A 26168-nucleotide genomic window follows, 5' to 3' on the forward strand; every position below is an offset into this window, starting at 1 on the left:
TGTCTCAATCGAGAAAGGCGAGTATCCGCAACAATACCCGCCTATCTAAGCTCTGTGGTCGTTGGTATCAAGGTTAAAGCTGAATACGATTTTGGCTAACGCCGACCTCCTCAACAAAATCGACGTCATGACTGACTAAGATAAAAGCGCCTCGGTATTCACGCAAAGCTGACGCTAATATCTGCTTAGAGTCGATATCTAAATGATTGTCTGGCTCATCAAGCAGCAGTAGTGGAGAGTCTTGCTTATGGCTGACAATCAACATCGCCAGTTTCATTTTCTCTCCACCACTTAGGTGAGCGACTTTGCGGTACACAGAATCACGCCTAAAGCCGATGCCAGCTAACAATGTCCGAGCATCACTCTCTGTGAGCCCATCACTATGTGTCATGAGGCTATCGAACATGGTGTTATGGGTATCCAATAAACCAAAGTGTTGATCAAGGTACACCGTAGATCCTAAGCGTTTGATGGTGCCAGTGTAGTTCTTGTGCTCGTTGTGAATCGCTTTCAACAGTGTCGATTTACCACAGCCGTTTGCACCGCTTAGATAACAGCGTTCGCCTTGTGACAGAGAAAAGTGGATAGCAGTACCAGACCCATACTCAAGTCGGCAATCTTCAACCGTTAACAGCGCGTTCTTTTTCTTGCTATTACTCTGTTGTAGATACAAGGCCTGCGGTTTCAGCTGCTCTTTTTGTTCTTTAAGAGATTGAAGCTTATTTTGATTTTGCTCCTTTAAGTTACTGTGGCTAGTAGCTGACGCTGCTTGTGTTCGTCCGGCTTTGTCTTTCATCGCATCCATTAAGATCTTGGGCTGACTGCCTGATTTACGCAGTCGATTTCCTTGCGCCTCTCGCTGTTGTGCTTTTTCCTTATTAGCCTGAGCTTGGCGCTCCAGACGTTTCTTTTCAGATTGATGATGCGCAATCTGCTTGTCCAATGCTTCACTTTGGCTCGACATTTGTTTGAAGTAATCATCGTAGTTTCCTTTGTAGAAACGTAACCCCAAACTGTTGAGGTGGTAGATTCCTTCCATGTGTCTTAATAAGCTTCGATCGTGACTTATGATTAGTATTTTGCCTTCAAACAACTGGCACTGCTCTAGTAACCAATGACGTCCGTCGTTATCCAAATGGTTAGAAGGTTCATCGAGAATTAACATGTCGTGATTCGATGTAAACAAGCGATGAAGTTGCAAGAGGGCAAGTTGGCCCCCGCTTAATGTGTTGCACGGTGTGGTTAACTCACTGGTTATTTTCAATGTAGCTAAAAGCTGTTGAATGCTTCCTTGTAAATCCCAATCGTCACCAACGATATTGAAGTGCTCAAGTTCGCAGCTACCTCGTTCGATGGCTTGCAAGGCATTGAGCTTTTCAGTGATACCTAAGAAGTCAGCAATGCTGATTGCGCTATCCAAAAGCTCTGAAGGTAATTGCGAGTAAAAGCCGATCGAACCTTGTCTGGAAACACTGCCTGATGTCGGTTGTTTTTGCCCGGTGAGTAACGAAAGTAGCAGCGACTTTCCAGCCCCATTTCTTCCAACTAGTCCTGTAAGGCGCATGTTCAAATTAAAGGTGATGTCTTTGAATAACCACTCACCAGTATCAAGCTGAAATGAGAGATTATTGGCTAATATAGTAGGCATAAGAATACCTCCCTTTACGTGTAAACGAGTAAAAGGGGTGAGGCGCTTTTCTATCTAGACTCTAATGTAGGAATCTAACAATAGATCGCCAAAGACGTTACTTAGGTAGATGACCAATCAAAAATAGAAAACCTGTGATGAGATGATTTCTGTCTTTGAGGTACAGTTCTGTAAGATTCATGTTGTCAAAAGACGGTTCTTTAAGAACTTGATTTGTCGCGAAAATAGATGACGAAGTAACGCCCACTAACCCCGAGTGTCCAAATGATTTTTATAAAAATAAATCGGATGTCAGGATGTTAGTACTTCATTATGGCGTTATTCTCTTTTGAAATGATGGTGGGATGTTACTGAAAGAGGGTGCTTAAAGTCAATATGGTGGCCTGATTAAAATGTATCCAAATAATTAAAGCGCCTATATAACCATGAGATAACCTGAGGCGCTTTAGAGTGTTCTTTGAAAGAATAGCTTCGAAGAGTGTGGAGATTACAGGTTTTGTCCGCCGACAGCTCGCCAACACATATCAAAGCTATCATTGATGTACTTGGCTGATTGCTCTTGCGATAACTCATCCTGTTCGATTAGCCAATTTGCACAAATCAAAAAATGGCTGTGAATGAAGTGTCTAACAAGATTAATGTCTAACACCATTAACTCACCAGCCTCTTGTCCTTTCAGTACGATGTCATCGAGTGATGCGAACATCTGCGACACGATGACTTCACGAGTTTGAGTCGTTGGGTCAAAATGAACATTGGTGAAGAACTTCATGGCGACTGGGTTTTCTAATGCCCACTCAATCCCTGTCATCCACATGAATTTAAAGGCTTGATAGCGGTTTTGTTCAGCGACTTCTGCGTGCTGGTCAAGAGTAGAAAATAGCTCTACTTTCAGTTCACGAAACAGTTCATCAATCAGTAGAGATTTGTTTTCAAAGTGATGAAATAGCGTCGCTTTTGCTACACCTGCGGTCTTCGCTATCTGCCCAGTAGATGTGCCCTCTAACCCTTGTTGAGAGAAGAGTAGGAGCGCAGCATCTAGGATTTTTTGCCTTTTTGTAATCATCGATTCAGTACTTTGAACATCATTTTTTTGATTGGGTTGTTGTATGGAGGGTGCATCAACTTAGTGAAGTTGATCTTGCCTCGAGTCAACACGGTTTTCGCATGGCTAAACGTTTTGAAGCCTTCAATGCCGTGGTAGTGTCCCATGCCTGAAGGGCCAATACCACCAAACGGTGCGTCTTCTGCTGCTACATGTACTAGAGAGTCGTTAATACAAACACCGCCTGAGTGTGTGTCTGATAAGAATCGGTCTTGAGTCTGTTTATCGTGACTCATTAGGTACAGCGCAAGTGGACGTTCTCTAGTGGTGATGTAGCTTATCGCTTCTTCAATCGAATCATAAGGCACGACAGGAAGCACAGGGCCAAACAACTCTTCTTGCATTGCCACCATGTCATCATTCACTTCGGTGAGAAGGTGCGGTGTCATTCTATGGTTCACGTCGTCTTGTGCCTGCTCGGTGACGGTGTGTATCACAGCACCTTTTGACTTCGCATCGTCAACCACACTTTTTAATCGATTGTACTGGCGCATGTTAACCACTGAGGTTAAGTCTTTGCTCTCAATTCCCGCTTTATAGAGCTTCTTGAAGTAGCGCTTGTAAGCGGTGATAAATGCCTCGACTTTCTCTCGTGGCAGCAAGATGTAATCCGGTGCGACACAGATTTGACCTGCGTTCAAGCTCTTGGCAAACAAGATACGTTCAACGGCGTCAGCGACATCGAAATCAGGAGCGATGATGGTTGGAGATTTTCCACCTAGCTCAAGTGTCACTGGCGTTAAGTTCGCGGCTGCAGCTCTCATAACGTGCTTTCCTACAGCGGTCGACCCAGTGAATAGAATATGGTCGAACGGCAGCTGGCTAAATGCTGCGGAAACATCCGCTTCGCCTTCGATAATCGCAACCTGATTTTCACTGAACCCTTCTGCCAACATCGCTTTTAACACACGGTTGGTTGCAGGGGTGAACTCAGACATCTTAAGCATTGCCGTGTTACCTGCCGCCAACGCTGTGATCAGAGGACCTAAAGAGAGCATCACCGGGAAGTTCCAAGGAACAATAATACCGACCACGCCCACAGGCTGATAATGAACAGTAATCTTAGCTGGTGTTAGCATCAAACCAGCTTTACGTCGTGAAGGCTTCAACCATTTCTTAAGGTTTTTATCACTGTAATTGATTTGGTGTAGGGAAGGGGTGATGTCAGCGATTAAGCTGTCGTGCTTTGCTCGATGGCCATAATCTTCTGATACTGCCTCAATCAACTTTTCTTGATAACGCATTAGTAATGACTTGAGCGTTGCGAGATCGGCTCTTCTCTGTCCTAGTGTCGGATTTACATTATTACGGTAGTGATCTTTTTGTCGGTTGAACAGTTGATCCATGTCGTTGGTGTTCGACGTGTTTGGTTCAAGGTCTAGATTATGACTCATAGTATCCCCTAAATTTGAATGCTGACCGATTGGTTGGTCGGTTGAAATTACAAGAATATCTAGCCGAATACAAGATATGCGCAAGAAAAGTTCAATAATTGAGCGGTTAAAACATTGAAGTGAGCGATTTTTAGTTGGAAGAAGGAAGTATTAATCGGCATTGAATTAGGGGACACCCGCTATGGTGGTGATAGTGAAAGTTCAGATTGGGAAGTGCTTATATTTGTCACAACTCTGACTTAACCTCACTCAATTTACTAAGAATCTTATGGTTCCTGCACTTTTTGTCTCCCTAATTTTATGTGAGAAATTGCTTTATATTTAATGCGCTTCAGCCTGTTTTTTACCCTAAAACCTTGTAATTCCTTACCTGCCACTTTAAGTCGATCTGTCGATAAAAAAACGTAATCGTAACCACAAATATCAATGGTTGGACTCACTCTTAATAATATCGGTTAATGCAGCCAACAAATCGTTTTTGAACGCTTTTTGTTGGGTTATACCTCGCTATTCCAAAGAGGTATCTTCTGTCGATGGCCCTATAGTGTGAGGTCTCTAGAATTGGAAAATTCGGTTAATTTGGAACGCATCCGTGCTGAGTATAATGTAAAGCACTGGAGCCAAGGTTTTTATGGCATTGATGATAACGGTGAAGTGTATGTATCACCGAGCGAAACGGATCATCAAGTCCCACTAAGTAAGATCGTAAAACAGTTAGAGCAAAGAAATATTGGTTTGCCTGCTCTTGTGCGTTTTCCTCAAATCGTGCATCAGCGTGTGCACAATATCTGTAACGCATTTAACCAAGCGATCGAAGAGTATCAGTACGACAACCGTTACCTACTTGTTTATCCGATTAAAGTTAACCAGCAAAAAGAAGTGGTTGATGAGATCTTAGCGAGCCAAGCTCAATTAGAGCAGAAGCAGCTAGGCCTAGAGGCGGGCAGCAAGCCTGAGCTATTAGCGGTATTGGCGTTGGCTCAAAAAGCGAGCTCTGTGATCGTATGTAACGGTTACAAAGACAGAGAATACATCCGTCTTGCGCTGATTGGCGAGAAGTTAGGGCACAAGGTATTTATCGTTCTAGAGAAATTGTCTGAGCTTGATCTTGTTCTTTCTGAAGCGAAAGCGCTTGGTGTGAAACCTCGTTTGGGTTTACGTATCCGTCTTGCTTCTCAAGGCGCGGGTAAATGGCAAGCAAGTGGTGGTGAGAAGTCGAAGTTTGGCTTGTCTGCATCACAAGTGCTTACCGTTATCGAACGCTTGAAAGCAGAAGACCAGCTGGATGTTCTTGAACTCGTGCACTTCCACCTAGGTTCGCAAATGGCGAACATTCGTGATGTGAGAAATGGTGTAAGTGAAGCGGCTCGTTTCTACTGTGAACTGCGTGATATTGGCGCTCAACTGAAGTTCTTAGATGTTGGTGGTGGTTTGGCGGTCGATTACGACGGCACGCGCAGCCAATCTTCAAACTCAATGAACTACGGCTTGCTTGAGTACGCTCGTAATATCGTGATGACAGTCGGGGATATTTGTAAGCTCTATAATCAGCCACAACCTGTGATCATTTCTGAGTCTGGTCGCTCACTGACTGCGCACCATGCTGTGTTGATCACGAACGTGATTGGTACTGAAAGCTACTCACCGGAAGATATGGCAGCGCCAGAAGCAGACGCACCACTGTTGCTTAACAACATGTGGAAGAACTTCTTAGAGCTCGATGCTGGTAACGATGACCGTGCGTTGATTGAGATCTACAACGACACGCAGAGTGATATTGCCGAAGCACACAACCAATTTGCGACCGGTATGCTGAACCTTCAGCACCGTGCTTGGGCTGAGCAGATGTCTTTGCGTATCAACTACGAGCTAAGCACTCGTATGAGCACAAAGAACCGTTACCACCGTCCAATTTTGGATGAGTTGAGCGAACGTTTAGCAGACAAGTTCTTCGTGAACTTCTCACTATTCCAGTCATTGCCAGACGCTTGGGGTATTGATCAGGTGTTCCCTGTATTGCCACTGAGCGGTTTAGACAATGCGGATGAGCGTCGTGCTGTGGTGTTGGACATCACTTGTGACTCTGACGGTACGATTGACCAGTATGTTGATGGTCAAGGCATTGAAACAACCTTGCCAGTACCAGCGTGGAACCCAGATGAACCATACCTGATGGGCTTCTTCCTAGTAGGGGCGTACCAAGAGATCTTGGGCGATATGCATAACCTATTTGGTGATACGCACAGTGTTGTGGTGAATGTTGATGAGAGCGGAGAAGCGAACATTGACTACATCAACGAAGGCGACACAGTAGAAGACATGATGCGTTACGTTCACATTGATATGGACCTAATTCGTCAGAACTACAAAGAATTGGTAACGGCTAAAGTACCAGCTCAAGAGCAGCAAAGCGTACTTGAAGAGTTAGAGCAAGGCTTGATGGGTTATACCTATCTTGAGGATTTTTAATGAACGATCTATTTACGAAACCAGATTACTCGCTGTATTCCAATGCGATGACGTTTATGCGCCGTCCATTGGTGCAGAACCCAATCGACAATAATGCTGATGTGATTGTGCTAGGTGCGCCGTTAGATATGGCGACGTCTGGTCGACCGGGTGCTCGTATGGGCCCTGATGCGATTCGTCGTGCGTCAGTTAACTTGGCGTGGGAAGGCAAAAAATTCCCTTGGGACTTCAATGTATTTGAACACACCTCGGTGATTGATGCTGGCGACCTTGTATTTGATTGTGGTGATGCAGAAGACCTAACTCAACGTTTGGAAGCAGCAGCTGATGCGATTCTAAACAGTGGTAAAACTTTGTTAGGTTTAGGTGGCGATCACTTCATTACACTGCCTTTGCTTAGAGCGTACGGCAAGAAGTACGGTAAGATGGCTCTGATTCACTTCGACGCGCACACTGACACTTACAGTCAGGGCAGTCGTTACGATCACGGCACTATGTTCTATCATGCACCAAACGAAGGTTTAATTTCGCCTGAACATTCAGTGCAAATTGGTATTCGTACAGAATACAAGCAGGAAGGTCACGGCTTTAACGTAATTAACGCGATGCAAGCGAACGACATGAGCGCGGACGAGATCATTGCTCAAGTGAAAGGCATTGTTGGTGATAAGCCAGTTTACCTAACGTTTGATATCGATTGTCTGGATCCTGCTTTTGCTCCGGGTACAGGTACACCGGTATGCGGCGGTTTGAATTCAGATAAAGTTCTGAAAATCATCCGCGGTTTACAGGGTATCAATATGGTTGGTATGGACGTTGTAGAAGTGTCTCCAGCGTACGACCAAAGTGAGATTACGGCATTAGCTGGTGCGACGATTGCCCTCGAGCTACTTTACGTTTGGACTGCAAATCGCCTAGCTAAATCATAGTGTTTGATTGTTAGCAGCGTAACGCTACATACTGATTTTAAAGCCCACTAAGGTTCAACTTAGTGGGCTTTTTTTGTTCTTGGTATCTTGAAATATCCATTGGCAAATTCTACTGATTGTTCCTGCATACCCGTTCAATATTCCAGTGGTTGCATTCTTAGTTGACCCCATATACGGTGTTTGAACAGTTTCTCATCAGCTTTGTGCTGAATCTTGTCTCAAATATGGGATTTGGTTCTCCTTTGGGGTTTAGGTATAGATTAGCTCTATTAATTGCTCATAAATTCTAATGATTTATCAACTTTAATCCTGTATATATTTATAAAATTAAGAGGTGTAATATCATTGTGAGTTTATATGCATATAAATCAACACCCTACGAGCTTTTAACTTGTGTTTCTAGCAATCCATAGAGAATGAGCGATTTGTGAAAAAGCGTTGCTTAGTACAGACATGGTATTTTTTATGGGGAAGACTAGGCTTAAGAGTAAGTAAACTATAAAAAAACAAGTGAAAACTATTCTCTTTTTATGCCAATGAGACACAACCATTGACTAGCGATGAAAAGAGTTAGGTATACGCTTAATGAAAACCTGTAATTGCCATTACAAATAATTTTCACAGCTCTAATAGATAGTGTTTTGTGACATCGGGGGATATATGGATATCGAAGTTTCGCGCCAGGTTGCGGTAGTTGAAGCAACTAGTGGAGATGTCGTCGTAGTTAAGCCTGACGGCAGCGCAAGAAAGATTTCAGTTGGCGATATCATCCGTGAAAATGAGATCGTGATTACGGCCAACAAGTCAGAGCTTGTATTAGGCGTTCAGAATGATTCGATTCCGGTTGGAGAGAATTGTGTTGGCTGTGTTGATGAGACTGCCGCATGGGTAGACGCTCCAGTCGCCGGTGAGGTTAATTTTGACTTACAGCAAACAGACGCAGAAACCTTCACCGAAGACGACTTTGCTGCAATTCAAGAAGCCATTTTAGGTGGTGCGGATCCGACTCAAATCTTAGAGGCAACGGCTGCTGGTGGCGGATTAGGTTCTGCAAATGCTGGCTTTGTGACGATTGATTATAACTACACCGAAACTCAGCCATCGACATTCTTTGAGACCGCTGGTCTAGCAGGACAAACTGTTGATGAAGACAGAGAAGAGTTCAGAACGATAACCCGTTCAGCTGGTGGTCAATCTATTAGTGAAGAGCTCCATGAAGGCTCGATATCAGGCAATACCTATCCTCAATCCTTAACGATTATCGAAACGATTGTTGCTGGTAGTTTGGCTCTCTCTCCTGATTCCTTCGCTCCAGAAGCACTATCCCTTGCTTCACTACTCAATGAACTAAACAGTGATATTACCTCAAGTGGTCAGCCCGTTACGTTCACTTATGATGCGGCGACCAATTCTATCGTCGGTGTTCTAGGTTCGGACGAAGTACTACGCATTGATATTGAAGCTATCAGTGTTGGAAATAACATTGAACTATCGCTGACCACAACAGTTTCTCAACCTATTGACCATGTGCCTTCTATTGGTGGTGGCCAGGTTTCTTATACTGGCGATCAAATTAATATTGCCTTTGATGTTCAAGGTGAAGATTCCGCAGGAAACCCGATAGCAGCACCAATCAGCGCACAAGTTACGGTGTTTGACTGGGAGGACCCGTCAGCAGAAAGCGTGACTATCACTAACGTTGAAACTAGTAGTGCAGCTATCGAAGGGACCTTTTCGATTATTGGAAGTGATCATCTTCAATCGGCAGTCTTTGATGCTAGTGCTCTGGACCAGTTTGATGGGTTGCTTAGTGATAATCAAAACACGCTTGCCAGACTTTCTGATGATGGAACAACGATTACTCTGTCCATCCAAGGCCGAGGTGAGGTTGTTCTCACTATCTCGCTTGATACCGATGGCACGTACAATTTCCAACAGTTTAAGCCAATCGAAGAAGTGAGCTCCGACACTCTTTTGTTTGCATTACCAATCACGGTTACCGATTTTGACCAAGATGTTGTAACCAATACCATCAATATTGCCATCACTGATGGTGATAGCCCTGTTATCACTAATGTTGACAGTATTGATGTTGATGAAGCGGGCATTGTTGGCGGCTCACAAGAGGGCACGGCGCCAGTTTCAGGCAGCGGCAGTATCACCGCGGACATTTTTGAAAGTGATATCATTGACCATTATGAACTTGAACCAGCAGAGTTTAATACTGGTGGCAGCTTGGTTTCAAATGGCGAGGCTGTGCTACTTGAGTTGATTGATGAAACCAACGGTGTAAGAACTTACGAAGGTTATGTTGAGGTCAATGGTTCGAGAATTACAGTCTTTGACGTTAAAGTCGATAGCCCTTCATTAGGCAGCTACGAATTTAATCTGTATGAAGAGCTTTCTCACCAAGGCGCTGAAGACGCGTTGTTGACCTTTGCATTGCCAATTTATGCCGTTGATGCAGATGGCGACCGCTCTGCACTATCTGGAGGTTCGAACACACCAGAAGCTGCTGAGATTCTCGTTAATGTCACAGATGATGTTGTTGAGTTAGTCGATAAGGTTGAATCTGTCACTGAGCCGACTTTAGCGGGCGATACCGTGGTTTCGTATAACCTATTCAACTTTGAAGGTGCAGATGGCTCTACAATTCAATCGTTTAATTATGATGGTGTTGATTACTCGCTAGATCAAAGCCTGCTCCTCGATGCTACTCAAACTTTCAGTTTTACTGAGGGTGTCGTCACTATCTCATTAAACGGTGATTTCAGTTTTGAAGTCGCTCGTGATATCGACCACTCAAGTAGTGAAACTATAGTAAAACAGTTTTCATTCTTAGCAGAAGACGGCGATGGGGACACTGATACTTCAACGCTTGAGTTAAGCATTACCGATGGTCAAAACCCGGCGATTAATCTGATTCCGCCTGTTACTTTATCTGAAACGAATCTAGCTGATGGTTCTACACCAAGTGGAAGCACAGTAAACACAACCAATACGATTACCTTTACCGCTGGTAGTGATGATGTGGCGAATTTCCGCATTGAGCCAACCGAGTTCAATGTAGGTGGTACACTCAAATCGAATGGTTTTGTGGTAGAGATAAAAGAAGATTCAGCGAATCCGGGTACATACATCGGCTTCATTACCGATGGTTCAAATACTGAAATACCAGTGTTTACGATTAGCTTCTCGGCCACCACTCTTGGTGAATACACCTTTACTTTGTTGGAAGCGTTGGACCATGTGGATGGCCTAGATAAAAACGATCTAAGCTTTGATCTTCCAGTTTATGCGGTAGACAGCGATGGCGATGACTCATTGGTCTCGCAACTTAATGTGACTATCGGTGATGATGTTCAAATCATGCAAGATGGCACATTAGATATTGTTGAGCCTAATCTGGCTGACGGTAAGGTTACAACGAATACTATCGATGTAATGCCGGATCAAAGTGCAGATGGCGCGACGATTACTCAGTTCACCTATGACGGTCAACTTCGAACGCTTGACCAGAATGATACTGGCGAGCAACAGTTTAGTTTCACTGAAGGCGAGTTGTTCATCACGCTGCAAGGTGAGGTGCGATTTGAACCAAACCGCGATCTCGACCATACCACGAGCGAAGACATCGTGAAGTCGATTGTGGTGACCTCAAGTGACTTCGATAAAGATTCGGTTACTTCAACGGTTACACTGACCATCACTGATGGCGATATCCCAACCATTGATGTTATTCCAACGGTTAGCTTATCTGAAACTCATCTGAGTGATGGTTCGAACCCGAATGGTAGTGCGGTTAGCCAGACAGAAACCATCACTTTTACCAACCAAAGTGATGATGTTGAAAAATTCCGCTTGGAGCCGAGTGAGTTTAATACTGGCAGTACTCTAAAATCTGATGGTTTAGTTATTGAGATTCGAGAAGAGCCAGTGGGATCGGGTAACTACATTGGCTTCACCAATGACAATTCAAATATCGAGACCACAGTTTTCACACTAGCATTTAGTAGCACGACATTAGGCGAATACACCTTTACGCTGATAGAAGCGATTGACCACACACCAATTCAAGGTAACAACGACCTAACGTTTAACTTGCCAGTGTACGCAGTCGATAGCGATGGAGATGATTCTCTAATGTCGCCTCTTGCAGTGACGATCACCGATGATATCCAGGTCATGGTAGATAGCGCGTTTACGATTGAAGAGCCGGCTGTGGCTGATTTAGCCACGGGCACACCGACAACCACGACCGTGAATGTTCTAGATGAAGAAGGGGCTGACGGCACGACCATCACCCAAATCAATTATGACAACGGCACAGTGTTTACGCTTGACCAGAGCAATACGGGAGAGCAGAAATTTGTGGTTGCTGAAGGTTCGCTCTATGTCACGCTGCAAGGTGATGTGCGCTTTGAAACAAACCGTAATCTCGACCATACAAGTGGAGACATCGTTAAGTCGATAGTTGTGACTTCAAGCGACTCAGATAATGATGTTGTTACTTCTACGGTCACGTTGACTATTGCTGATGGTGACATCCCAACGATTGATAATGTTCCGAGTGTTACTTTATCCGAAACTAATTTGAGTGATGGTTCTACGCCAAGCGGTGCTGCAGTAAGTCAAACAGAGACGATTACCTTCACTAATCAAAGTGATGATGTGGCGAGTTTCCGTATTGAACCGACAGAGTTCAATGTTGGTGGGGCGCTCAAATCAAATGGGCTGGTGGTTGAGCTAAAAGCAGACCCAAGCACACCAGGTAGCTATATCGGTTTTGTGACTGATGGTTCGAACGTCGAAACCAACGTGTTCACGATCAGTTTCTCTAGTGCTAACCTAGGCCAATACACTTTCACTTTATTGGAAGCGTTAGACCATGTGGATGGTTTAGCGAACAACGATCTGAGCTTTGACCTTCCTGTTTATGCGGTAGACAGCGACGGCGATGATTCATTGGTGTCACAGTTGAATGTGACCATCGGTGATGATGTTCAAATCATGCAAGATGGGGCTCTAAATATTGTCGAGCCGACGGTTGCTGATTTAGCGGCGGGAACACCGACAACAACGACCGTTAATGTGTTTGATGAAGAAGGGGCAGACGGTGCGACCATCACGCAATTCACTTATGATGGCGGGGCTGTATTAACGCTTGACCAGAACAATACTGGTGAGCAGAAGTTCGTTGTTGCTGAAGGTTCACTGTATATCACTATCCAAGGTGACGTTCGCTTCGAGCCGAATCGTAATCTCGACCATACTAGTGGAGATATCGTTAAACAGATCGAGGTCACCTCAAGCGATTTCGATAAGGATACAGTGACCTCTACCGTCACACTGACGATTACCGATGGTGATATCCCGACCATTGATACGGTGCCAAGCGTTACTCTGTCTGAAAGCAACCTTGCTGATGGCTCAGCGTCAAGTGGTAGTGCTGTAAGTCAAACTGAGACGATTACCTTTACTAGTCAAAGTGATGATGTGACCAGTTTCCGCATTGAACCAACCGAGTTCAATGCCGGCGGTGCTCTCAAATCGAATGGGTTTGCGGTAGAGATAAAAGAAGATTCTGCTAATCCTGGCACTTATATCGGCTTCATTACTGATGGTTCAAATGCTGAAATTCCGGTGTTCACGATTAGCTTCTCGACCACGAACCTTGGTGAATACACCTTTACTTTATTGGAAGCGTTAGACCATGTGGATGGCCTAGCAAACAATGATCTGAGCTTTGATCTTCCGGTTTATGCGGTAGACAGCGATGGCGATGATTCTTTGGTGTCTCAACTTAATGTAACCATCGGTGATGATGTTCAAATCATGCAAGATGGCACTCTAGATATCGTTGAACCAAATCTGGTTGATGGCACGGTAACAACCAATACCATTGATGTAATGCCAAACCAAAGTGCTGATGGTGCAACGGTTACTGAGTTTTCTTTTGGTGGCATCGTTAAAACGTTGGATCAGAGCATCGTAGGCGAACAGCAATTCAGTTTCACAGAAGGTGAGTTGTACATCACCCTTCAAGGTGAGATGCGCTTTGAGCCCAACCGTAACTTAGACCATTCCGTTAGTGAAGACATTGTTAAGTCGATAGTCGTGACATCCAATGACTTTGATAACGATCCGGTGACAGCAACCGTTACTTTGACCATAACCGATGGCGATAACCCGACTATCGATGCTGTTCCGAGTGTGGCACTTGAAGAAGCGGATCTGACTGATGGCTCATCACCAAGTGGCAGTGCGGTTAGCCAAACAGAAACCATCACTTTTACCAACCAAAGTGATGACGTTGTAAAATTCCGCTTAGAGCCGAGTGAGTTTAATACTGGCGGTACTCTGAAATCTGATGGCTTAGTGATTGAGATCCGAGAAGAGCCAACGGGCTCGGGTAACTACATTGGCTTCACCACGGACATTTCAAATGTAGAAACCACGGTCTTCACACTTTCATTTAGCAGCACGACTTTAGGTGAATACACCTTCACTCTTTTAGAAGCGATTGACCACACACCAATTCAAGGTAATAACGACCTAACGTTCAACTTGCCTGTGTACGCGGTCGATAGTGATGGTGATGACTCTCTGATGTCGCCTCTGGCTGTAACGATTACCGATGACATTCAAGTCATGGTGGATGGCGCTCTCAGCATTGAAGAGCCGACTGTGGCTGATTTAGCCTCGGGCACACCGACAACCACGACTGTGAATGTTCTTGATCAAGAAGGCGCAGACGGTACGACCATCACCCAAATCAATTACGACAACGGCACAGTGTTTACGCTTGACCAGAGTAATACGGGAGAGCAGAAGTTTGTGGTTGCTGAAGGCTCGCTCTATATCACGCTGCAAGGCGATGTGCGCTTTGAACCGAACCGCGACCTTAATCACTCGGGCGGGGATATCGTCAAGTCGATAGTCGTCAGTTCAAGCGACTCTGATAGTGATGTGGTGACTTCGACAGTAACGCTAACCATTACCGATGGCGATCTACCAATCATCAACGTCATTCCTGGTGTGAGTCTTTCTGAGGTCGATCTGGCTGATGGCTCTGCGCCAACGGGCAATCCAGTATCGATGACTCAAGTGATTACCTATACCGAGGGTAGTGATGATGTTAGTCATTTCAGAATTGACCCTGCTCAGTTCAATACTTCGGGGGCTTTGAAGTCGAATGGCTTAGAGGTTGAGATTAAAGAGCAGCCAGCGAACTCTGGTAACTACATTGGCTTTGTAAAAGATGGTGCTAATGTAGAAACCAACGTCTTCACGATCAGTTTCTCAAGCACCAATTTAGGTCAATACACGTTTACACTGCTTGAAGCGTTAGACCATGCGGATGGCTTGCAGAACAACACTTTAAACTTCGATGTACCTGTTTTAGCAGTGGATACCGATGGTGATGAGTCTGCAATGTCACCAATGACAGTGACCATTACTGATGATGTACAAGGTGTACAAGACGGGTCATTGAATATTGTTGAGCCTTCACTGGCTGATCTCGTGGCGGGCACACCAACTACGTCAATCATCGATGTTATGCCGACTCAAAGTGCTGATGGCGCAAAGGTCACCCAATTTATTTACGATGGTGGTACAGCTGTCACGTTAGATCCGAATGTATCGACAGAGCAGGTGTTTACCGTAACCGATGGTTTACTGTACATCACGATTGAAGGCGAAGTTCGTTTTGAGCCAAATCGAAATCTGGATCATTCAGCGGGTGATATTGTTAGAACGATTGTTGTAACGACCAGCGACTTTGACAACGATACTGATACCGCGGATGTCACATTAACGATCCAAGATGGTATTGATCCGGTAATCGATGTTGTTCCTAGCGTGAACTTATCGGAAGTGAACCTAGCAGATGGCTCAACGCCGAGTGGTTCTGCGGTGAGTTCAACACAAACCATTACCTACACCGTGGGTAGTGATGACTTAAGCCACTTTAGAATTGCGACCAATGAATTCAACCCTGGTGATGTACTGAAATCAAATGGTCTTGTTGTTCAGCTAAAAGAAGATCCTGCTTCACCTGGCGATTACATCGGATTTACTGATGATGGGGCGGGTAACGTAACCAATGTATTCACCATTGATTTTGATAGTGTCAATAAAGGTCAGTTCACCTTCACGCTGATTGAGGCACTCGATCACGTTGATGGCGCTCTCAATAACGACCTTAACTTCAACTTGCCTGTTTATGCAGTTGATACTGATGGTGATGACTCAGTTAAGCGTGATGTTGTTGTCATCATTCAAGATGACCTCCAACAAATGCAAGATGGCACGTTAACCATCACAGAGCCAAATACTGGCACACCAACTACCTCGACCGTTGATGTCTTGCCTACGCCAAGTGCTGATGGGGCAACCATTACACAGTTCACCTATGACGGTGGAGCTGCGATTACTTTGAATCAAAACATCAGCGGTGAGCAGGAATTTGTTTTCACTGAAGGCTCGCTGTTTGTCACTTTGGATGGCGATGTGAGGTTTGAACCAAATCGTAATCTTGACCACTCTGCAGGCGACATTGTTAAGCTGATTGAATTTACTTCATCTGATTTTGATAAGGATATTTCCTCTTCAACGGTCACACTCACTATCGTTGATGGTGATGGACCAACGTTGAATGTAGTGCCGAGTGTTAGCTTGTCTGAAAGCTTACTGGCTGATGGTTCAACGCCGAGTGGCAGCCCAGTCAGCGTGACCCAAACCATTACTTCACTTGCAAGCAGTGATGACATCGAGAAAATTGTCGTCGAAGTAGGGTTGTTTAATAACAGCGGTGTATTGAAGTCTGATGGCCTTGAGTTGAGCTTGCGTGAAGAGCCTGCTGGTTCAGGTGACTACATAGCATTCACAACGGATGGATCCGGTGTTGAGAAAGTTATCTTCACCCTAGAATTTGATAACACTAACCCGAGTGAATACACGTTTACTTTGTTAGAGCGTTTGGACCATGTCGACGGATTAGGAAACAACGACCTCAGCTTTGACTTGTCGGTATATGCGCAAGATACCGATGGCGATATTTCACCGTCTAAACCGCTTTCTGTGACCATCAGTGATGACGTTCAATTGATGCAATCTGGTGCTCTTAGCATCACAGAGCCAAGTACGGGCACGCCTACCACAACGACATTTGATGTGATGCCTGCACAAAGTGCTGATGGCGCCACCATAACCAAATTTACTTATGGTAGTCAGCCTGAAGAATCTCTGGTGCAAAGCAATACTGGTGAGCAAGAGTTCGTATTTACGGAAGGTTCGCTGTTTATCACGCTTGAAGGTGATATGCGCTTTGAGCCGAATCGAAATCTGGATCATTCCGGTGGTGACATCGTTAAGACCATTACCGTGACATCAGAAGATAAAGACGGCGATATTGTCACTTCGACTGTGACACTGACGATTTCAGATGGTGCTCCACCGGTAATTGATACGGTACCAACGGTTGCATTGGAAGAAGCGAATCTTGTGGATGGCTCATCTCCGAGCTTACCTGTGAGCCAAACTGAAACGATTACTTTCACAGCGGGAAGTGATGATGTGAGTCATTTCCGTATTGATACCACCCAGTTCAACACGTCGGGCGATTTGAAAGCGGATGGTTTGGTGGTTCAGTTAAAAGAAGATCCTCTAAATAGCGATCATTATATTGGTTACGTTGAAAGTGGTGGTGTCCAAACCGATATTTTCACTATCACTTTTAGTAGTGTGGTGCTAGGCGAATACACGTTCACTTTATTGGAAGAGCTCGATCATCTGCCTGTGCAAGGCAACAACGATCAAATCTTCACTTTACCAGTGATCGCAGTCGACCAAGACAATACCGATTCTGTGATGAAACCTCTTACGGTTACTATTACTGATGACGTGCCAGTCATAACTGATACGACGGTTGCGAGTACGTTTGTGGTTGATGAAGATGACTTGGGCTCTGTGGTTTCACAAGCGACAGGTGCATTTGTTACCACAGAAGGTGCTGACCAAGTAGAGGTTTACGAACTGCGCAATATCTCTGCGCTTGAAGCGACATTGACCTCTGGAACTGAAGCGATTTCTATTACAGAAGTCACAGGAGCCGCGAACACAACCACCTATCAAGGTACGACGACAAGCGGTACTCCTATCTTCACGCTCGCGTTAGCGAATGACGGCTCTTATACGTTTACGTTGTTAGGTCCTCTAAATCATCCAACAAGCCCGAATTCCAATACCTTAACGATTCCATTCGATGTCGTTGCGGTTGATGGTGACGGTGATGACTCTAATCAATATGTATTGCCAATCGAAGTGCTCGATGATGTGCCAGTAATGAGTGCGCCAACAGGTGAAACGGTTGTTGATGAAGATGATCTTGCTGGGATTGGTTCGGATCAATCCGAAGATACCTTTATTAACGGACTATTCACGGTTGATGAAGGTGCCGATGGCGTTGTTAAGTATGAACTGATCGATGAAGACTTAGTTATCGCGGGCTTAACCTCTGATGGAGAAAGCTTAGAGTGGCTGCCTGTTTCACAAAGCGGCACAACCTTCACTTATGTTGCTCAGACGGTAACCAGCAATCAGCCTGTGTTTGAAATCATTTTTGATACCTCAAATAACAGTTATCAATTTGAGTTGTTCAAACCACTTAAACACCCTGATGGCACGGATGAAAACACCATAGAGCTTGATTTCTCTGTCGTGGCCAAAGATTTCGACCAAGACCAGTCGAATGCTATCGATTTGAAAATTACCGTGACTGATGATGTTCCACTGGTGACAACCCAGTCGATTACTCGTCTTGAAGGTCAGGGCTATGGTAACTCCAAAGTCGACATGTTTGCCAATGCGACGGATGTGGGTGCTGATGGTGCTGTTCTGAGTCGAATTGAAGGTATTACTAGCAATGGCGCTGATATCGTTTTCCGTACAGGAAATAGTGGGCCTTACAGTGATGGTTTCGATTTAAACAATGGTAGTCAAGAGGTTCGAGTATACGAGCAGACCAATGGAGGTGTTGATACCCGTGAACTTGGTCGATTGCGTATTAACTCAAATGGTGAGGTTGAGTTTAGAGCTAACAGTTATCTAGAGCATAACGGTGAGACAATAGATTTCTCTATTAATGTGATTGCAACAGATGGGGATTTAGATACATCAGAAACACCATTAGATATCACTATTACAGATCGAAATTCGTCAGCTATCTCGCTGAAAGTGACTACGTTTGAGGATGCGGGTAGAGATTTCACGATACCTTACGCATCGGGTGATGAACCCGCTTTTGAGAATGATCAAGATAACCAAAGTGGTCTGCCTAATGCGCCAGCGCAAGTTGCTCTGCAAGTTAACTTATACGACCAAGATAACAATGAATCTATTGGGCAGTTGACGATTAAAAGCCCGAATGGAGGTGACAGTCACCAAGGTACTTTTTATTACTTTGATAGTGTTAGCTCTAAGTACATTGAATTAGTGCCTCAGCCAAATGGGAGCATTATATTTGGTCCTCCTCAACTCGAACAAAGCTTTGCTCCAAATCCGAATGAACCAAGACAAACTATCGCGACGATAGAAAACCTATTTTTCGTCCCTGATCAACACGCTAGTTCAGATGAAACTGGTGGCCGAGTTCGCTATGAACTCGAAATTGATAACAATGGTTCACTGGATCACACTATCAATTCAAACTTCAGAATCGAAATTGAAGCGGTGGCGGACATCGCGACTTGGGATGACGCCAATAGCACGTATCAATATCAAGTGAATGAAGATGAAGACAATGTCACGCTGCAGTTGAATGCAGAGTCACAAGACAATAGCCAAACGGAAACCATCACTTATGAGCTTGAAGCTGTTCAAGGCGACGGCAAGTTTGAATTACTTGATCAAAGCGGCAATGTTTTAACACCAGTTAATGGTGTTTACGTTATCGCTGCTGCAGATATTAATAGCACTGTGGTTAACCCAATCGATAACTTCTCTGGGCAAATTGAATTCAAAGCGACAGCCATTACAGAAGAGGCACTCAACCCATACGATGACTCGGCGAATGGTGGAGCAAACGATAAGACAACTGCTCGCTCTGTCGAACAGAATATTATCATTGATGTGACTGCCGATGCCGATCCGGGAACCTTCAGTGTTAACAGGATTCGTATTAACGAAGACAACATTGATGATCCAGATTATATCGGTCCTCTGGCTAACAAAGATGCCTTCACGCTGGACGAAGTGATCACCATGAACGGCTCGGTGGACGCTGACGGCTCTGAAGAGTTGTTTGTTCGTATCAGCAATATTACTGAAGGTGCGGTGCTCTATTTCCTAGGGACCACGAATGTCGTTCCAACGGTCACTATTAATGGTATCGATTACCAAGAAATAGCGTATTCCGATTTAGCAAACGTTGAGGTTGTTCCAACCAAACACAGCAATGTAGATTTCACCTTCGATGTAACGGGCGTAGTCAAAGACACTGCAAACCTATCAACGGGTGCTCAAGTCGATGAAGAAATCCTGGGGACTAAAACGGTTAATGTTGAGGTGAAAGGTGTTGCTGATACTCCTTATGGCGGAACGAATGGCACGGCTTGGAGTGCTATTACAGACGGCTCTGTAAATGGTGTGCAAACGACGATTCAAGAGAGCCAAAATGGCGATAGCTATGCCGAGCTTGATTTCACCGTATTGTCGGGTGAGAGAAAACCGGAGACTGGCACCACACCATTACCGGACGATGGTTCAGAATCCATAACCGTTATCCTTTCGGGTATTCCTGATGGCGTAATTCTGGAGGATGGGGACGGTACGGTTATTGACCTTAACTTTGTCGGTTACGAAACCGGGCCGGGTGGTAGCCCTGACTTATCTAAACCTATCTATGAAGCTAATATTACTGAGGCGGGTAAAACGTCAGGGATCCGTATCAGACCTGTGGACTCTTCAACTGAGAATATTCATATTCAAGGTAAAGTGATTGTGACTGAGAACGATGGTCACACGCTTACGTTCGATCAAGAAATTCGAGTGCTAGTCGAACCTAAAATCGATACTTCTACGACGTACAACACGGTTACTAATGGTGATGAAGATACCGCGATCAACATTGATTGGCATCCAGAGGGCACTGATTATATTGATGATGATGAACATTTCACCTCGATAGTCATCAGTGACATTCCGAATGATGTTGAAAGTGTTGTGGTTAATGGCGATGTTACATGGGCTTACGATGCCGCTGCAGGTACTTTAACCATCACTCCGAAGAGTGGTCAGACGGCAGAAGACTTTACTCAGATCGCGCTGAACAATAACTTTATCCAGATAACGCCAGCTCAAGATTCGAGCACCGACTTTACGCTTAATACGGTTGTCATGATTGAAGAAAGAGATCATGAGTATGTTGATGCAACTGATCCTGGTCAGGGGATTGCAACAGCGACAATTACGGGCTCGATTGATGTGCGTGTAAGACCGGTTGTTGAACCTGGAGATGCCGACAACAAGATTGTTGTTTCAAACGAAAATGGCACTGGAGATCTCACTACGATTACGGCTGATGCTAATGGCGTAATTAAATTTACAACGAACAGTGATAACACATCAATTTCGGATGAATACGTTGTCCGATACCAAGAAACAGATTTAAGCACAGTAGAAGAACAAGTCGATGAAGTGATAGTCCAGTTAACTAATACCGACGGAAGTGCGCTGTCTGATGAAGTGTTGGGACAACTCGTCGTTAACGGGGCTGCATACGAAGGTGGTGGCCGTTGGGTTGTAACCAATGAAGATGCCTTCAGCGTCAGTGCTCCTCGTGGGCTAGATTTCACCCCTGCCAATGATGCAGATGATGTCGTTACTGATTTCAATGATATCAAGATGACAATTTTCACCTTGGTATCAGATCCTGGTGATGCTAACAATGAGACGTCTGCTCAAGTGCAACGTACGGGAGAGGTCACTCTTTCTTATCCTGAAGTGCTGACAGCCCCAGATAAAGTTGCTGCTGACATTGCTCTAGTGCCAGACAGTGTTATTGATGCCATTGAAGATACACAACTCGATCTTGGTATAGCATTAAATAGCTTGATTACCTTCTCGGGTGAAGACGACTCGACTGACCAAGTAACGATTGTTATCGACGACAGCATCACTATAAATCCAGGAACGCCAAATGAAGTTACATTCCCAATCAGCGTATCTGGCAATAGTGATATCGATTTCGTTAACGGAAAATATGTATTTGAGACAACCGTAGAACAGGGTGTTTCAACAGACTTTGCTGGGTTGCTGCTCAATTTACCTGCAGACTATTCTGGTGACTTTAGGTTGCCAATCTCGATCGTGACTAAAGACCTTCTATCGGGTGATGAGAAGACGTTAGACACAGAGGTGGTTATTAAGGTAGCACCAGATGCAGAAACGGACCCAACAATTGAAGTTAATGTTGTAGGCTCTCTTGATGATCTCTTCAATCCTGTTGATAACGACGGCCAGGCTGGACAAGATCCAGTAGGTTACGAAGACACCTATATTCAGCTCGACTTCAACTCGACCATTTCGGATCAAGTTTCAGGTTTAGAAGGTGGTCAAGAAGAGTTTACGTCCATTACCTTGACCTTGGATGATCCTTCGGTAGGGGCATTCTATGACGATACGGGCGCGTCATTAGGAACAACTGTGACGTTTAATCAAGCTGAAATCGCGGCTGGTGCACTCGATAACGTGCTCTTTAGGGCAATAGCGAATTATCCAACTGGAAATGATATTAACCAAGTGCAGATTAATGTCAGCGGCACAGTGACAGATACAGCATCCTATAATGATCCTGCTTCTCCTGTAGGCACTGCAGCAGACTCCGACACTTTCAATACGAGTGTTAGTTTTGATGTTGTTCCGGTTGTCGATGATGTACTTGTCACAGGGCCGGGCAGTGACCCTGATGTGATTGAGATTACGGGTAATGAAGATCAGCCTATTTCACTGTCTGGAACAGGGCCAGTATCTATTGCATTGACTGACCTCGATGGCTCTGAGCAGTTTGTTTCGGTTAAGTTTACAGGTGTGCCAGACGGCTTCTTGATGAGTGCAGACTCGGGTTCAGCTTACACGATAAAGAACAACGGTGGAGGTGAATGGAGTGTTCAACTACCGCAAGCCTCAGGGCTGTCATTTGACTTGAGTGAGTTGTCGATTTTACCTCCTAAAAATTTCAGTGGTACCGCTGAGTTTGGCGTTGAGGTCTTCACTCAAGAATCTTTGTTGGGTGTGCCTACTGCGGCGGCAAATCTACCAAGCTTCAAACTGCATGTGGTACCTGTGGGCGATGATGTAGATACCAACCCAACCGATTCTGTGACAGGCAATGAAGGTCAAAACATTGATATCGAAATCAATGCGACTATTTTGGACAAAGAACTGTCTGCAACAGGAAGTGGGACGTTTACTGAAAATGCTCCTGAAACACTTCGAGTTGAAGTGGCGGGTGTGCCTCAAGATGCTTCTATTTTCTATCCAGATGGCACGACATTGGCTAGCTACGATCCGGCGACGCAGCTTTGGACACTTGATGTTCCTGCTCAGTCACTCGATAAGATCGTATTCAATTCTGGGGAACATAATAGTGATACAGGCAATGCGCTTGGTATCAATGGGCCATTGCAAATTACGGTTCGCTCTGTGGATACAGACGCTGACAACACGGAATACTTAGGTACTCCAACGAGCTTCGATGTTGATTTAGTGATTGATCCTATTAACGATCAACCAACGTTTGTGAATGTCACCAACATTGAAACGCAAGAAGACTCAAGTGGTGTGGCGATTGACAACTTTAGCATCTACGACGTAGACGCTAATTTTGATAACCCGGATGCACCGTATGTACTGACGTTGGAAATTGACCAAACATTGCCGGGAGCACAGGGCGTATTTGAGTTTACAAGCTCTCCAGATGTGACGTTTGTATTGCAATCTGATGGCTCGCTGGTGATTACGGGTAAAGAGGCCGACATCAATACGGCATTGACCAATGGAGCGGTGACCTTCAAACCAGACCCAGACCAGAATTACCTTAGTCAGGGTGGGTTAGTGACGATCAATGCAACGCTCGATGACGGTGGTAATAACGGTCTGATTGACGCGGGTGATCCGAATACCGCTCAAACCAATCAAACTACCTTCACCATTAAGGTGACGGAAGTGAATGATGCTCCGGTGGCAAACAACGTTGATCTGGGCTCGATTGCCGAGGAAGGCCAGCTTGTTATCGTTGAAGGTGATTTAATTACAGCAAGCTCTGACCTTGAAAATCATAACCTCACCGTAACGGGTGTGACCCTTACTCAAGGCCAAGGTCAATTACAGCGCTTTGAAAACGCTGGTGGTGCTGATAACGCTGCGATTACGGGCCCATTTTGGATATTTACGGCTGCTGATGATTTCAACGGTGACGTTAAATTCGATTACAGCATCATCGATGATGGTACCACCAACGGTGTGGATGACTTCCGAACAGACAATGCGGAAATCAGCCTTGTAGTAACAGAAGTCAATGACCAACCGGTAGCAACCAATGTTGACTTGGGTACCATGTTTGAAGAAGGTCAGTTGATCATCAAAGCTGAAGACCTGATTGCAGCGACGACCGATCCTGAGGGCGATGCCATCACCGTGACTGGAGTCGTTATCGACCAAGGTCAGGGGCAGCTTCAGAAGTTCGAAAATATCGGTGGTGCGGACGACAACTCGATTAATGGCCCATACTGGGTATTTACGGCTGCAGATGATTATAACGGGGACGTTAAGTTCACTTATACCGTAGAAGACAATGGCACGACTAACGGTGCTGATGACTTCTTAACGGATACTGCAGAAATCAGCGTTGTGGTGACAGAAGTGAATGATCAGCCAGTGGCAACCAATGTTGACTTGGGTACCATGCTTGAAGAAGGCCAATTGATCATCAAAGCTGAAGACCTGATTGCAGCGACGACTGATCCTGAGGGCGATGCCATTACCGTGACTGGAGTCGTTATCGACCAAGGTCAGGGACAGATTCAGAAGTTCGAAAATGTCGGTGGTGTGGATGACAACTCGATCAACGGCCCATATTGGGTATTCACAGCGGCCGATGATTACAATGGCGACGTTAAATTCATTTACACCGTGGAAGACAATGGCACAACCAACGGGGCTGATGACTTCCTAACGGATACAGCAGAAATCAGTGTTGTGGTGCAAGGCGTTAACGATACGCCTATTGTTAATGGTGACAACGTCACCAATTTAATTGACGAAGACGCCGGTCAGTTGTTGAGTGGCATTAATGTCACTGACCCCGATTATGTTGATTCCTATGCTAATGACTTAATGACAGTCACGCTGACAGTGGATTACGGCACATTGAATGTAGTACTCCCAGCAGGGACGACTGTGATGGTTAACGGCAACAACACCGGTTCGATCATCTTAGTCGGTACTCTTAACGATTTGAATGCTCTGATTGATACGCCAACCAGTCCAAGTGGTGTTTACCTCGATGCGAGCTTGTCTCCAACCAATAGCATTGGATTGGAAGTCATCGCCAAAGACAGCGGTAACCCTTCTGGTATCGCGATTGAAACTGCGCCAGTGGTTTATAACATCGCGGTGACACCAGTGGCGAATGCGCCAACCTTGTCTATTGATCCGGCATTCAACTATGTGAGAAATATTACGACCAGCTCATCTGTGGTCGCTAATAGTGGAGTCGCTTTAGTTGGAATTGTCGCTGCATTGACGGACATTACTGAAGAGTTAACGCTGAAGATCAGTGATGTTCCGGATGGTGTTGATGTAACCAGTGATGTGGGTACGGTTTCGCTGGTGGGTGATACTTGGATAGCGACCGCTGATGCGATTGATAGTCTAAGACTCGTCGAGCAGTCATCATTAGGTAAACCGTTAACCCCGGGTAATTACACCTTGAAAGTTGAGGCGGTATCTGAAGAGGCGGACAACAACGATATTGCGATATCTCAAAACATCGATCTGAATCTCAATATTGTTGCCAATCCAATAGATCTCGATCTGTCTTCTGAAACAGACGATGTGCAACTTTTAGCGAGTAACTTTGATACCAACCTCACTGGCGGTACTGGAAATGACCGACTTGTAGGTGGAGCGGGTGACGATACGCTGGTTGGCGGTGATGGTAACGACACACTCATTGGTGGCGGCGGTTCCGATATTCTAACCGGTGGCAATGGTATGGATTCGTTTGTATGGCTCAATATTGAAGATGGCGTTGAAGACACCATTACCGATTTCAATCTATCTGAAGGCGATCAGATTGACCTACGAGAGGTGTTGCCGGAACTGAAAGATGCCACTGTAAACATGACGACGCTGTTACAACATATCGATGCAAAAGTGGATGGAAATGATGTAGAGCTAACCATCAACCCTGATGGTTTGGGTACCACAGAGCAAGTGATCGTGGTTGAAGACCTTGCTCCTCAGTTAACGCTAAGTGGCACCATGCCGTCAGATATTTTGGATGCGTTAGTGCAACAGAATGTCATCACTCACGGTTAACGCGCCCTAGGTATTAGAAT

The 26168-nt window shown here is 45.0% G+C and carries 6 protein-coding genes; 3 read left to right on the plus strand and 3 right to left on the minus strand.

The features are described 5' to 3' along the window. Positions 1-73 precede the first annotated feature (73 nt). The 3 genes from L4C44_RS13450 to L4C44_RS13460 all read right to left on the minus strand — a co-directional run bounded on the left by L4C44_RS13450 (position 74) and on the right by L4C44_RS13460 (position 4147). Positions 74-1648 carry an ABC-F family ATP-binding cassette domain-containing protein gene (locus tag L4C44_RS13450; protein WP_428805216.1) on the minus strand — a complete coding sequence of 525 codons (1575 nt, stop codon included), beginning with the start codon at positions 1646-1648 and terminating at the stop codon, positions 74-76. Positions 1649-2135: 487 nt separating this feature from the next. Continuing rightward, a complete protein-coding gene (locus tag L4C44_RS13455; protein WP_428805217.1) occupies positions 2136-2714 on the minus strand; it encodes a TetR/AcrR family transcriptional regulator in 579 nt (192 codons plus the stop codon). Further along, entirely contained in the window at positions 2711-4147 is a 1437-nt protein-coding gene (locus L4C44_RS13460) for a coniferyl aldehyde dehydrogenase (protein ID WP_285954380.1), read from the minus strand. Before L4C44_RS13460 ends, L4C44_RS13455 begins: the two co-directional genes overlap by 4 nt. Positions 4148-4708: 561 nt before the next feature. On the opposite strand from L4C44_RS13460, the gene speA reads away from it, so the two are divergent. The 3 genes from speA (at position 4709) to L4C44_RS13475 (ending at position 26148) form a co-directional block, all read left to right on the plus strand. Beyond that, positions 4709-6616: an arginine decarboxylase gene (gene speA / locus L4C44_RS13465; protein ID WP_105057850.1), complete on the plus strand. Its 1908-nt coding sequence runs from the start codon at positions 4709-4711 to the stop codon at positions 6614-6616. Then, the gene (gene speB, locus L4C44_RS13470; protein ID WP_428805218.1) at positions 6616-7545 is read left to right on the plus strand and encodes an agmatinase; all 930 of its coding nucleotides are present in this window, start codon (positions 6616-6618) and stop codon (positions 7543-7545) included. Before speA ends, speB begins: the two co-directional genes overlap by 1 nt. A 660-nt stretch (positions 7546-8205) precedes the next feature. Beyond that, positions 8206-26148, plus strand: a complete 17943-nt coding sequence (locus tag L4C44_RS13475; RefSeq protein WP_428805219.1) for a retention module-containing protein — start codon at positions 8206-8208, stop codon at positions 26146-26148. The last annotated feature ends 20 nt before the right edge of the window (positions 26149-26168 follow it).

Origin of the sequence: Vibrio satsumensis (assembly GCF_050337435.1) — a bacterium.
Lineage (GTDB): Bacteria > Pseudomonadota > Gammaproteobacteria > Enterobacterales > Vibrionaceae > Vibrio > Vibrio satsumensis.